The organism is Sphingomonas sp. G-3-2-10, from assembly GCF_012927115.1.
GTDB lineage: Bacteria > Pseudomonadota > Alphaproteobacteria > Sphingomonadales > Sphingomonadaceae > Sphingomonas.
Genome location: NZ_JABBFY010000001.1, coordinates 1,981,734 through 1,994,853 on the forward strand (window position 1 = coordinate 1,981,734; position 13,120 = coordinate 1,994,853).

11 protein-coding genes are annotated in these 13,120 nt (G+C 66.0%); 5 read left to right on the top strand and 6 right to left on the bottom strand.

Annotated elements, in window-relative coordinates; genetic code table 11:
- The first annotated feature begins 5 nt into the window (after nt 1–5).
- The 3 genes from HHL13_RS09800 to HHL13_RS09810 all read left to right on the top strand — a co-directional run bounded on the left by HHL13_RS09800 (nt 6) and on the right by HHL13_RS09810 (nt 2,601).
- Complete coding sequence (locus HHL13_RS09800; protein WP_169555487.1) at nt 6–986, top strand: type II secretion system F family protein; 981 nt, start codon at nt 6–8, stop codon at nt 984–986.
- Nucleotide 987: 1 nt separating this feature from the next.
- Nucleotides 988–1,980, top strand: a complete 993-nt coding sequence (locus HHL13_RS09805) for a type II secretion system F family protein (protein WP_169555488.1) — start codon at nt 988–990, stop codon at nt 1,978–1,980.
- A 75-nt stretch (nt 1,981–2,055) separates the two neighbouring features.
- Nucleotides 2,056–2,601, top strand: coding sequence for a hypothetical protein (locus HHL13_RS09810; RefSeq protein ID WP_206376883.1), 546 nt, complete (start codon nt 2,056–2,058; stop codon nt 2,599–2,601).
- A 43-nt stretch (nt 2,602–2,644) separates the two neighbouring features.
- On the opposite strand, the gene HHL13_RS09815 is transcribed toward HHL13_RS09810, so the two are convergent.
- The 6 genes from HHL13_RS09815 to HHL13_RS09840 all read right to left on the bottom strand — a co-directional run bounded on the left by HHL13_RS09815 (nt 2,645) and on the right by HHL13_RS09840 (nt 10,985).
- On the bottom strand, nt 2,645–3,109 hold the full coding sequence (locus HHL13_RS09815; RefSeq protein WP_169555489.1) for a surface-adhesin E family protein: 465 nt from the start codon (nt 3,107–3,109) through the stop codon (nt 2,645–2,647).
- A gap of 76 nt (nt 3,110–3,185) precedes the next feature.
- On the bottom strand, nt 3,186–4,340 hold the full coding sequence (locus tag HHL13_RS09820) for a cupin domain-containing protein (protein ID WP_169555490.1): 1,155 nt from the start codon (nt 4,338–4,340) through the stop codon (nt 3,186–3,188).
- Between the two features lie 73 nt (nt 4,341–4,413).
- Nucleotides 4,414–5,019 (bottom strand): hypothetical protein, encoded by a 606-nt coding sequence (locus HHL13_RS09825; protein ID WP_240953674.1) that lies wholly within the window; start codon nt 5,017–5,019, stop codon nt 4,414–4,416.
- Between the two features lie 3 nt (nt 5,020–5,022).
- Nucleotides 5,023–7,692, bottom strand: a complete 2,670-nt coding sequence (ppdK, locus tag HHL13_RS09830; RefSeq protein ID WP_169555491.1) for a pyruvate, phosphate dikinase — start codon at nt 7,690–7,692, stop codon at nt 5,023–5,025.
- Between the two features lie 207 nt (nt 7,693–7,899).
- A complete protein-coding gene (gene glyS / locus HHL13_RS09835) occupies nt 7,900–10,107 on the bottom strand; it encodes a glycine--tRNA ligase subunit beta (protein WP_169555492.1) in 2,208 nt (735 codons plus the stop codon).
- A complete protein-coding gene (locus HHL13_RS09840) occupies nt 10,104–10,985 on the bottom strand; it encodes a glycine--tRNA ligase subunit alpha (RefSeq protein ID WP_169555493.1) in 882 nt (293 codons plus the stop codon). The genes glyS and HHL13_RS09840 overlap by 4 nt, the downstream gene beginning before the upstream one ends.
- A gap of 129 nt (nt 10,986–11,114) precedes the next feature.
- Here HHL13_RS09840 and HHL13_RS09845 point away from each other — a divergent pair, with 129 nt between their 5' ends.
- Both HHL13_RS09845 and HHL13_RS09850 read left to right on the top strand, forming a co-directional pair.
- Nucleotides 11,115–12,173 (top strand): TraB/GumN family protein, encoded by a 1,059-nt coding sequence (locus HHL13_RS09845; RefSeq protein ID WP_169555494.1) that lies wholly within the window; start codon nt 11,115–11,117, stop codon nt 12,171–12,173.
- A gap of 10 nt (nt 12,174–12,183) precedes the next feature.
- Nucleotides 12,184–13,062, top strand: a complete 879-nt coding sequence (locus HHL13_RS09850; RefSeq protein ID WP_169555495.1) for a TraB/GumN family protein — start codon at nt 12,184–12,186, stop codon at nt 13,060–13,062.
- Nucleotides 13,063–13,120 lie beyond the last annotated feature (58 nt).

Sequence of the window (13,120 nt, forward strand, 5' to 3'; positions counted from 1 at the left end):
ACGGCATGGAATTGTTGCCGTATATCATGCTCGGTGGCGGCGCCTTCACGGTGCTCGCACTGATGGTCTTCGCCTTCTCCGGCCCTTCGGCGGAGCGCGCGGGCGCACGCCGTCTCTCCGGCCTGCGCGAACGTCACACCGTAAGCGCCACCGGCGCGAACGCGATGGAAGCGCAGCTCCGCAAGATCTCGACCGCGCGCACCACCAAGATGGACAGCGTCGCAGGACGCATCCTGCCCAATCCCGCACTGCTCAAGAAGCGGCTGGCGATGACCGGCAAGCCGTGGACCGTCGGCAAGTACGGCCTGGCGACGCTCGGCCTGTTCATCGTTCCCGCCGCGCTGCTGTGGCTGCGCGGCGCGCCGATCTGGCTGGCGCTGTTCGTCGGTCTGTTCCTCGGGGCGGGCTTGCCGCACTGGGTCGTCGGCTTCTTCATAAAGAAGCGCGTCACCCAGTTCACTGCGAAGTTTCCCGATGCGATCGAATTGCTCGTTCGCGGCCTGCGGTCGGGCCTTCCGATCACCGAAACGATCTCGGTGGTGGGTTCCGAACTCGACGGGCCGGTCGGCGAGGAATTCCGCTCGATCGCCGACAAGATGAAGATCGGTCGCACCCTCGACGCCGCGCTTCAGGAGACTGCGGACCGCCTCGGCACCCCCGAGTTCCAGTTCTTCACCATCACCATCGCGATCCAGCGCGAGACCGGCGGCAACCTTGCCGAAACCCTCTCGAACCTGGCCGATGTGCTGCGCAAGCGTTCGCAGATGAAGCTCAAGATCAAGGCCATGTCCTCGGAATCCAAGGCTTCGGCGCTGATCGTCGGCGCGCTGCCCTTCATCGTGTTCGGCATGATCTGGTTCATCAACAACGGCTACATGCTGAAATTCTTCCAAGACGAACGCCTGATGGTCGCCGGTGGCGGCGGGCTGGTCTGGATGGCGATCGGCGCCTTCATCATGGCCAAGATGGTCGATTTCGAGATCTGAGATGGAAAGCACCGGACCCACCATCCTTGGCATCGACGTTCTCTGGGTAGCCACGCTGCTGTCGGCAGTTGCAGCCTTCTCGGTCATGCTTGCCGTTTATGCCGCGACCACCGTGCGCGACCCGATGGCAAAGCGCGTCAAGGCGCTCAACGAACGCCGCGAACAGCTCAAGGCAGGTATCACCGCCTCGACTTCGAAGCGGCGCGCCAAGCTGGTCCAGCGCAACGAAAGCGCGGACCGGATCCGCTCGTTCCTGTCGTCGCTCAAGGTGCTGCAGGAGAGCCAGGTAAAGGCCGCGCAGATCAAGCTGGCGCAAGCCGGCATCCGTTCGAAGGAATGGGCGCCGGCGGTCATCTTCGGCCGCCTGATCCTGCCGATCCTGATCGGCGGGCCGGTCACCTATCTCGTCTATGGCACCGAAACCTTCGCGGACTGGTCGCCGATGAAGCAGTACGGTCTCGTCGCGGTCAGCTTCATCTTCAGCTACAAGGCGCCCGACATCTGGCTGAAGAACAAGATCACCAAGCGCAGCCACGCGATCCGCAAGGGTCTGCCCGATGCGCTCGATCTGCTGGTGATCTGTGCCGAAGCGGGACTCACCGTCGATGCCGCGTTCGGCCGCGTTTCGCGCGAACTGGGCAAGGCCTATCCCGAACTGGGCGAGGAATTCTCGCTGGCGGCGATCGAACTGGGCTTCCTCACCGATCGCCGCATGGCGTTCGAGAATCTCGCAAATCGTATCGATCTCGACGCGGTCCGCGGCGTCGTCACGACGATGATTCAGACCGAGAAATACGGTACGCCGCTGGCATCGGCGCTTCGCGTGCTCTCCGCCGAGTTCCGTAACGAACGCATGATGCGCGCGGAGGAAAAGGCAGCGCGCCTGCCCGCGATCATGACCATCCCGCTGATCTGCTTCATTCTGCCGGTGCTGTTCATCGTCATCCTTGGCCCGGCGGCCTGCTCGATCAACGACAGCTTCATCAACCGCTGACGGCGATCATATGCGCGGTGGCGTCATGCCGCCGCGCACGATAGCTTCCCCTCAAAAGCAGAGGGGATTCCAATCATGTCGCTACCGTTCGAAACGGTGTCGCAATTCGCGGGTCTGGGGCTGACGCTCGTCGCCGGCTGGTTCTTCGGCATGGCCAGCGCGCCGGGTGGGAAGAAATGGCGCGAACTCTATGAAGAGGAAAGCGTCGATCTCGCCAACTACCGCCATCAGGCCGAAACCGACCTGAAGGACGCGAACCGGCGGATCCGCGACCTGGAAGCCGAGAATTCGAAGCTTACCGCTGCGGCAGCCGCAGCACCGGCTACGGTTGCGGCCGCCGCAGCCGAAACGCCGTCAGGCAGCGGCTGGCGCGGCTGGTTCGGTTGGGGCCGCGACAATCTCGCGCGGATCAAGGGCATCGACGAAACGCGCGAGAAGCGGCTCAACGAACTGGGCATCAAGACCTATCGCGAGATCGAGAAGATGACCGCCGAGGACGAAGCCGCGCTGGAGCAGCGTCTGGAGATGGACAAGGGCGGGATCGCCGACAGCCACTGGCGCGAACAGGCTGCCCTGCTGCGCGCGGGAAACGAAGACGAGCATGCGAAGAAGTTCGGCTGATCTGGAACGGCCTGCCCCGCCGGGCAGGCCGTCCCGATATCGACTACTGGCCGTAGATGCGGCGCCCTTCCAGATTGGGGGTGGCGGCGGTGATGCGCGGCACCGCGTTATAGTTTCCGGAACAGGCCATCGGCGCGGTCTTGCCCGCGATGGTCGCCGGATTGATCGCCACCATCGGCGTCACCGTATCCGAGCTGAACAGGCTGTCTTCGCCCAGATAGGCAGTCGAATAGACCGTCTGAAAGGTATTGGCTGAGCAATCGATGCGATAGGTGATCCGGATCATCGAATAGCGTTGCCCGCTGGAGAACTGGCGCTCCACCGCGAAATGCGACGCAACCGTGACTTCGCGCATCGTCGCGCTGGGCTTCTTCACCGCCGCGACGTCGAGGAACACCGACGACCGCTTGTCGCCTTCGCCGAACTCGCCGATGCTGCGCCAGTCGGATGCCTGCGCCATCGCAACCGGCGCGGCGAACAGCGCCGCAGCGCCAATCATCACCTTCATATACATTGTCGATCCCCTCAGTTTCCGGAGGACATGATGCCAATGATCTTCCGGTTTCGGAAGGGGTTATGGCAGGTCATTCGCCCGGGAAGAGGAACACCAGCGCCTTGCGCGCAAGGCCGTTCACCGCCTTGGTCACATCGGCGCCGGTCAAGGCCCCGGCCAGTTCGCCGACCGTAAGCCCATCCCGCGCCAGCAGCAGGTCCAGCACCTCGCGTTCCCCCGCCGTGATGCTCGCATTGCCCCCTGCGGGGCCGAGCTTGCCGTCGTCCGGCAACGCGATCCGCCGCCGCAGCGACGGCAGCACCAGCGTGCCGGACGTCAGTTCATGGAGATGGCCAAGATTGAATGGCCGCACCGGCTCGCGCGCCTGATCCGCCTCGTCCTGGAACGCATCCAGATCGAGGCCGTCCGCGAGCGCGCGCAGCATCGTGCGCAGGCGTTCTGCCCGCCCGGCCTGTGCCTCCGGCCCTTCCAGCGGGTTGATATCCTCGCGGCCAATCTCCTCGCGTTCCGCAACGGTGCCGAGCCAGCGCAGCAGATCGCGCCCGCGCGTGGGCTGGACGGTCAGGGTCAGGTGCAGCGAGCTCGGCCCGACCACTTCCGCCCAATGCACATCGCCGCGCGGCACGAACAGCAGGTCGCCCGGCTCCATTAGGACTTCGGCTTCGACCGGGCCGGGGTCCTTGGGATGCGGGAAGCGATCGTTGACCAGCGGATAGCGATAGGGCTGGCCGTGCAGGAACCAGCGCTTGCTGCCGTGCACCTGCAGCACCAGCACATTGTGATCGTCGAAATGCGGCGGGAATGCGCTTTCGGCCTGGAAGCTCACATAGGCGTTGGTCGCGACCCGAGCGCGGAAATGGCGTTCGACCATCGCGTTGAGCGCGGCGATTGCGGGCACGCGCTTCTCCACGCTGTTGAGCACGAGGCTCATGCCCTGATCGCACAGCCCATGCAGCGCCTCGGCGCGCAATGGCCGTTCCTCGCCATGCTTGGCGCGAGGTACCGCCATGTCGAACCACGCGTCGCGGCCGCGCTGCGCGATCTTGAGCTCGGAATCGAGCAGCCGCTCGGCGGTGGGCAGCGTGTTGACCGTTTCCCACGGCAGCAGCTTCGCGAACGCCGCCGCATTGCCGCCCTTCAGGTGCAGCCTTGTGTTCGCCAGCATCGCCGCCTCGACCAGCGCGGGATCGTGCGGGTGGAACAGATCGGGGATCGATCGGATCACGCGGCGGTTCCCGTCCGGCATATCGACACTGGCTGCGGCATGACTCCCCCCATCGCTTGGGCCCGCATGGACCTTAGCGAGGCTCGCGCCGGGTCCCTACAGGATTCGCGGTCGGGGCCGGGTCCACGAGCCGCAGCGCGTCCGCCTGATAGGTCTCGACGACTTCCGCGAGCGGACGGCCGGTGGAATCGAGCACCAGCGCACGGTGCCGGAACAAGGCTTCCGGCATCGGCGCGTCCGGCGCCCAGAACAGCTCCGCACCCAAGCCCGTGCGGTGCGGCGAAAGCGCGGCGATCGCTGCCCCGAACGGCGTGTCGCCACCGGTCAGCGCGGCATTCATCGCAGGCGTCAGGCGCGACGGCACGTACCAGTTCTCCGCTTCGCTCAGCAGCCATTTGCCGCAGCTGAGGCGGACGTGGCGATAGGCGACGGGCTCGTCCGCCGACACTGCAAGCCGGGCGCGCTGCGCAGCATCGGGCTCGCGTACGGCGCCGCGACGGACCTCGGCGCGGACCTTCGCGCCCACGCCGTGTTCGTCGCACCATTGCTGGAGCACGCCTGTCGCCGTGGAACCGGCGAGCAGGCGCGCGTTCAGTGCATCATAGTCAGCGCGCGGCGACCCGGCATCCTGGAGCGGGGAGACCAGCGCCACCATCGCCCACAACATGCCGGATGCCATCGCTTACGCCTTGCCGTTGAGCGCCGCCTGTGCCGCCGCGAGCCGCGCGATCGGCACGCGATAGGGCGAGGCCGAGACGTAATCGAGACCGGTCGCTTCACAGAAGGCGATCGAGGCCGGATCGCCGCCATGCTCACCGCAAATGCCCAGCTTGATCGCGGGGCGGGTCTTGCGGCCACGCTCGGCGGCGAGGCTGATCAGTTCGCCGACGCCCTCGACATCGATCGAGACGAACGGGTCGCGGGCATAGATGCCCTTTTCGACATAGGTCGTGAGGAAGCGCCCGGCATCGTCGCGGCTGACGCCGAGCGTCGTCTGCGTCAGATCGTTGGTGCCGAAGCTGAAGAACTCGCCGACTTCGGCGATCTCGCCAGCCCGCAGTGCCGCGCGAGGCAGCTCGATCATGGTGCCGACCAGATACTCGATCGTCCGCCCCTTTTCGGCGAAGACCGCCTGTGCGGCCTTGTCGACTACGGCCTTCATCAGCTCCAGCTCGCGGCGGGTGGCGACCAGCGGGATCATGACTTCGGGAATCGGCGCTTCGCCGGACTTCTCCGCGACCGCGACGGCGGCCTCGAAGATCGCGCGGGCCTGCATCTCGTAGATTTCGGGATAGGTCACGCCGAGACGGCAACCGCGATGGCCGAGCATCGGGTTGAACTCGTGCAGTTCGGCGGCGCGGCGCTTGAGCGTCTCGACGTCGAGGCCGGCGGCCTGCGCGACTTCGGCGAACTCGGCTTCCTCATGCGGCAGGAATTCGTGCAGCGGGGGATCGAGCAGGCGGATGGTGCAGGGCAGCCCGACCATGACCTCGAAGATCTGGATGAAGTCGCTGCGCTGCTCGGGCAGCAGCTTGTCGAGCGCGGCGCGGCGGCCGGCCTCGTCGGCGGCGAGGATCATCTGGCGGACCGCGGTGATGCGGGCAGCGTCGAAGAACATATGCTCGGTGCGGCACAGGCCGATGCCTTCCGCGCCGAAATCGCGCGCCGTGCGGCAATCCAGCGGGGTTTCGGCGTTGGTGCGCACCTTCAGGCGGCGTACCTTGTCGGCCCATTCCATCAGCTTGCCGAAATCGCCCGAGAGCTCGGGCTGGACGGTGGCGACTTCGCCGAACATCACTTCGCCGGTCGAACCGTCGATGGTGAGGAGATCGCCTTCGCGAACCTCGCGGCTGCCGACGCGGAACAGCTTTTCCTTGGCCACGATCGCGAGCGTGCCCGCGCCCGAGACGCAGGGACGGCCCATGCCGCGTGCGACCACCGCCGCGTGGCTGGTCATGCCGCCGCGCGCCGTCAGGATGCCCTTTGCCGCGTGCATGCCGTGAATGTCTTCCGGCGACGTCTCGACGCGGACGAGAATCACGGCTTCGCCATTGGCGGCTCGCTTCTCGGCGGTGTCGCTGTCGAACACCGCGATGCCCGATGCGGCGCCCGGCGAGGCGGGCAGGCCCTTGGTCAGCACATCGCGTGGCGCCTTGGGATCGAGCGTCGGGTGGAGCAGCTGGTCGAGCGCCATCGGATCGACACGGAGGATGGCTTCCTCCTCGGTGATCAGGCCCTCGCCCGCCATGTCGACCGCGATCTTGAGCGCCGCCTTGGCGGTGCGCTTGCCCGAGCGGGTCTGGAGCATCCAGAGCTTGCCCTGCTGCACCGTGAACTCGATGTCCTGCATGTCGCGGTAGTGCCGCTCGAGCAGGTCGAACACGTCGGCGAGCTGGCCATAAACCTCCGGCATCGCTTCTTCCATCGACAGCGGCTTGGCCCCTGCCCGCTCACGCGCGGCCCTGGTCAGATATTGCGGCGTGCGGATGCCGGCAACGACGTCCTCGCCCTGCGCGTTGATCAGGAATTCGCCGTAGTAAGCGCGCTCGCCGGTCGAAGGGTCGCGGGTGAACGCCACGCCGGTCGCCGAGGTGTCGCCCATATTGCCGAAGACCATCGCCTGCACATTGACGGCGGTGCCCCATGCGGCGGGGATGTCGTTCAGACGGCGATAGACCTTGGCCCGTTCCGACTGCCACGAACCGAACACCGCGCCGATCGCACCCCAGAGCTGATCGTGCACGTCCTGCGGGAAGGGCTTGCCGTCCCACAGCTCGACGACCAGCGCCTTGTATTCCGCGACCAAAGCCTGCCAGTCGGCGGCGGTCATGTCGGTATCGAGATTATAGCCGCGGTCTTCCTTGGCGATCTCCAGCGCTTCCTCGAACCGGCCATGATCGAGCTCGAGCACCACGTCCGAATACATCTGGATGAAGCGACGATAGCTGTCCCAGGCGAAGCGGGCGTCGCCCGAATTGGCGGCCAGGCCCTCGACGGTTTCGTCGTTCAGGCCGAGATTGAGGACGGTATCCATCATGCCGGGCATCGACGCGCGCGCGCCGGAGCGGACCGAGACGAGCAAAGGATCGGCCACGTCGCCGAACTTCTTGCCGGTCAGCCCCTCGATATGGGCGATGCCGTTGGCGACTTCGGCCTTCAGGCTTTCCGGGAATTTGCCGCCTTCGTCATAATAGACCGCGCACATCGGAGTCGCGATGGTGAAGCCGGGGGGCACCGGCAGGCCGATCGAGGCCATGCCGTCGAGATTGGCGCCCTTGCCGCCGAGCAGATTCTTGTCGCCCTTGCCGCCGTCGGACACCCCACCGCCGAAGCGGTAAACATATTGCGTCATTCGATCGTCCCTTTGGGCCGCCCCCGCGCGGCTGAAAGCCGCCTACCGCAGGTGCGAACAAGGGGGAAGGCACTGACTGCGGTGTCAGACGCAAGTTTTGGTTTTGCGGGGCCAAGCCGGGGGCTTTTGCCCCCGATCCGCCGCCGATGTGGTTGACACGGTTGACACCTATATTGCGAAAAACCGCGCTTCCCCGAAAGGGGCCGGTCAGCCCTCGATCTTCGAGAAATCCGCCACCGTGTGCACCGCAGCGCGCATCCGGGCGAGCATCGACAGGCGCGCCTCGCGTTTCGCGGGGTCGGAATCGTTCACGATCACCTTGTCAAAGAACGCATCGATCGGCGCGCGGAGCCCGGCAAGGGCCGCCATCGCACCTTCGAAGTCCTCGCGCCCGATCGCCTGCGCCGCGAGCGGCTCGGCCGAGTCGAGTGCCTGGAGGAGCGCATTTTCCTCGGGTTCGGGCGTGTAGGACAGCGAAATCTTGTCCGCGGACTCCCAGCCCTCTTTCTTGAGGATGTTCGCGGCGCGCTTGTAGCCGGCGAGGAGGTTCCTGCCGTCTTCGGTGCCGATGAACGCCTGAAGCGCGTGGACGCGGGCGAGCAGGCGGACGAGGTTCGGCTCGCCCAGCGATACAACCGCGTCGATCAGGTCATGACGTACGCCTGCCTCGCGCTGCTGCACTTTCAAGCGCTCCACGAGGAACAGCATCACATCGGTAGCGACATTCGTATTTGCGTGGTCCCAAGTCCCCGCACCAACGAAGTGATCAACATATTTCCCGCCAAAAGCACGCGCCGCGAGATAGTCCGATTCGATCTGCAAATTATTGTCGATCAGCAACTGCAGAACGCCAATGCCCGCCCGGCGAAGCGCATAAGGATCTTTGCTGCCGGTCGGCCCCTGATTAATACCGAAGAACCCGACCAGCGTGTCGATCTTGTCCGCCAGCGACACCGCCACCGTCACCGGCGCGGTCGGGACGTCATCGCCCTGCCCGACCGGCTTGTAGTGGTCGCGGATCGCTTCGGCGACTGCCGGGTCTTCGCCCTGCGCGGCGGCGTAATAGCCGCCCATCAGGCCCTGTAGCTCGGGGAATTCGCCGACCATGCCGGTGACGAGATCGGCCTTGGCCAGACGCGCGGCGCGTTCGGCCTGGTCGGCCAAAAGCCCTCTCCCCTCCGGGGAGAGGGTTGGGAGCGGGGCCTGAGCCGCAGGCGATGCGCTTGAGGAGGGCTGCCCCTCTCCCCGGCCCTCTCCCCGGAGGGGAGAGGGGGAAGAGGTGACGATGCCCTCTTCCACCAGCCAGCGGGCCAGCTTGGCAACGCGATCGACCTTGTCGGCCACCGTGCCCAGCTTTTCGTGGAAGACGATCTTTTCGAGCTTGGGCTGCAAGTCTTCCAGCCGGGTCTTCAGATCGGTTTCGTAGAAGAAGCGCGCATCGCTGAGGCGGGCGGCGAGCACCTTCTGGTTGCCCTCGACGATCTTCGCGCCGCCATCGGCCGCGTCGATGTTCGCGGTGCAGACGAAGGCGTTGGCGAGCTTGCCGTCCTTGCCCGCGCAGACGAAATATTTCTGGTTCACGCGCGCGGTGAGCTGAATCACTTCGGGCGGGACGGCGAGGAAATCCTCGTCGAAGCGGCCAAGCAGCGGCACCGGCCATTCGGTGAGGCCGGCATTTTCGTAGAGCAGCCCGTCATCCTCGATCAGCGTCAGGCCGGCCTTGGCGGCGGCCATCTTGGCGCCAAGCGCGATGATGCCGCGGCGTTCGGCACCGTCGACGATCACATGGCAGGCACGCAGCTTTTCGATGTAATCCGATGCGCCGCCGAGGGTGACGGCGGCGGGATGATGGAAGCGATGGCCGACCGTCGTCGCGCCGCTCTTCACACCGGCGGCTTCGAACGGGACGATCTTCTCGCCGAACATCGCGACGATGCCCTGCAGCGGGCGGACCCAGCGCAGGCTTTCGGTCGAGATCGAAGCGTCGCCCCAGCGCATCGACTTGGGCCAGCCGAAGCTCTGGATCGCGTTCATGCAGGCGCTGATGAGCACCGCGGGCGCATCGAGGCCGGGACGCTCGATCACCGCGAACAGCACCTGTCCGCCCTTGCCGTCGTCACGCGCGACCAGTTGCTCGCGGGTCAGGCCAGTGGAGCGGAGGAAGCCCTGAATCGCCTGATCGGGCGCATCGGCGCGGGGGCCCTTGCGCTCCTCGGACATCGGCTGGGTCGCATCGGCGACGTCGCGGACGATCAGCGCAAGGCGGCGCGGTGTAGCGTAGCTTTCGACCGCGCCATATTCGAGGTTGAGCGCGCGCAGGCGGGCTTCGAACAGCGACGCCAGATCGGCGCGCGCCTTTTCCTGCATGCGGGCAGGAATTTCCTCGGAGCGGAGTTCGAGAAGGAAATCGGTCATACGGTCCACCCCGGGAACTTCGCTTCCCATTCGGGACGTTTGTGCTCGATCCAGGCGGCGCAGCTGCCTTTCGCCAGATCGCGGACGCGGCCGATATAGGCCTGGCGCTCGGCGACCGAGATGACGCCGCGGGCCTGGAGCAGGTTGAAGATGTGGCTGGCTTCGATCGCCTGTTCGTAGGCGGGGATCGGCAGGCCGTTGTTCAGGCAATTCTCGCATTCGGCCGCAGCCTTGCGGAACAGGTCGAACAGCGCCTCGGTATCGGCGATCTCGAAATTCCACTTCGACATCTGCTTCTCGTTTTCGAGGAAGACGTCGCCATAGGTATAGACCGGCGCATTGCCCTCGGCGTCGTTGAAGACGAGGTCGTACACGCTGTCCTTGTTCTGGATGTACATCGCCAGCCGTTCGAGGCCGTAGGTCAGCTCGCCCGCGACGGGCTTGCAGTCGAAGCCGCCCATCTGCTGGAAATAGGTGAACTGGGTGACTTCCATCCCGTCGCACCACACTTCCCAGCCAAGGCCCCATGCGCCGAGCGTGGGGGATTCCCAATCGTCCTCGACGAAGCGGATGTCGTGGGTCTGCATGTCGACGCCGATCGCGGCGAGGCTGCCGAGATAGAGTTCCTGCAGGTTCGGCGGGCTGGGCTTCAGGATCACCTGATACTGGTAATAATGCTGGAGCCGGTTCGGGTTCTCGCCATAGCGGCCGTCGGTCGGGCGGCGGCAGGGCTGGACGAAGGCGGCGTTCCACGGCTCGGGCCCCAGCGCGCGCAGCGTGGTGGCGGTGTGGAAGGTGCCCGCGCCCATGCGCATGTCATAGGGCTGGAGGATCAGACAGCCGTGCGCGCTCCAGTAATCGTGGAGCGTCAGGATCATGCGCTGGAAACTGAGAGGTTTGGACAATTCGGATACCCGGAGACGGAAGTTGGCCCGCTTTGGCGCACCGGCCTTTGAGGGTCAATCGGGCGCGTTGACACTCCCAAAAGGTTAATGTCTCCTTCCCGCATGGGGAGAATCGGTCGTCCGGGGGGTCGTAACTGGAGCGTCTGCTGGGCGCTGGCCGGGCTGTTTCTGGTTTCCACCGCAGGCGTGGCGCAGGATGCGCCCGCCGTCCCCACCCTGCCCTATACCGCGTTCAGCCATGACGAGCGGCTGACGCTGGCCGGAAAGCTGGTCCGTCCGGAAAGCGAGGAGAAGCAGGACCGCGCCGTGCGCGCCGAGATGGCGCGGATCGCGAAGGCGCAGAATTATGTGGTGCGGCCGGCAATCTGGAAAATCTCGGACAGCGACACGACCATCTATATCTTCGGCACGGTCCACAGCCTGCCGCCAGGCTTCCGCTGGCGCAATCCGGGGCTGGAAGCGGTGATCGTGCGCGCGGACTCGCTGCTGCTCGAATCGACCGACGAGGATGACGATGTGACCTTCCTCGAAGGGCTGCCGGAGGGCGACGCCACCCTGCCCCCGCTGCTCGACCGCGTGTCGCACCGCTATCGCGGCAAGCTGGCGGCGCTGCAGGGCGAATTGCCGCCCGAAACGGTGGCGATCATGGACAAGATGCCCAGCTGGATCGCGGCGATCGGCATCGGCTATATCCGCGACATGCTGATGGGCGACATCCAGTCGCAGGGCGCCGACGACTGGCTGGAGAAGCATTTCCGCGCCACCGGCCGCCCGGTCGAGGCGATCGAGAACAGCAAGTCGGTGATGGCCAATATCAACGCGATCCCCGAGCGGGCGCAGCGGATGATGCTGGAAGGCGCGCTGGCCGCGCCCGACCGGACGCATGACGAGCTGGACCGTCCGGCCCATGCCTGGGCGCAGGGCGATGTAGGGCCGGATTCGCCGCTGCGCATCTTTCCCGAACAGCTCGATCCTTCGCAGGCGATGGCCGATCCGCTGCTGACCCAGCGCAACATCGCATGGGTGGAGGATCTGATCGGGCGGTTGAAGAAGAAGCCGGGCACGATCCTGTTCGCGGCGGGCGCGGGACATTTCGTGGGGCCGGAATCGGTGATCGACCTTCTCCAGAAACGCGGTGTGAAGGTCGAGCGGGTGCAGTAAGGCGAGTTTCATGTACCGCCTGTTCCTGTTGCTGCTGGCGCCGCTCGCGCTCCTGTCGTGCAAGCCGGCGACTGCGCCGGTGCAGGACGCCGATCCCGCGCTGTGGGTGATCCGCGACGCGGATACGACGATCTATCTGTTCGGCAGCGTCCATGCGCTGAAGCCCGGTACCGGCTGGTTCGACGAAGGCGTGAAGGCCGCGTTCGACCGGAGCGGCGAGCTGATGCTCGAGCTGGTACTGCCCCCCGAAGCCGAGATCGCGGCGATGCTGCGCGAACTGGGGACGCTGCCGCCGGGCAAGACTTTGTCGCAGCAGGTGCCCCCCGAACTCTATGCGCGGCTGCGGACGGCGCTGGTCGTGGCCGGGCAGAAGCCGGACATGCTCGACCAGTACGAGCCGTGGATGGCCGCGATCCAGCTTGCGGTGATGCCCGGCCGCACGGCGGGCTATGACAGCGCCTATGGGGTGGAGACCGTGCTGACCAAGGCGGCGGCTTCGGGCAAGCGCGTGTCGGGCCTGGAGACCGCGCGCGAGCAGTTCGGCATTTTCGACACCCTCTCCCCCGCCGCGCAGCAAGTGCTGCTGGAGCAGGCGATCGACGGCGTGGGCAGCGGGGGCGCGACGCTGGACCGGATCGTCGCAGCCTGGGCGAAGGGCGATGTCGACGTGCTTGCCGGGCGGATTAACCGCGATCTGCTGGGCTCGCCCGAGCTGGCCCAGGCGCTGCTGGTGAAGCGCAACAAGCGATGGGCGGCGCTGATCGATGCGCGGATGAAGCGGCCGGGCACGGTGTTCGTCGCGGTGGGCGCGGGGCATTTGGCGGGCAGCGCGGGGCTTCAGGGCGAGCTGGCCCGGCGAGGCTATCGCGTCGACCGGGTCCGCTACTGAACCGTTCTCCAAGGGTGGCAAAGGTTGGGCGGATTGACATCGGGCCGACTCGTATATA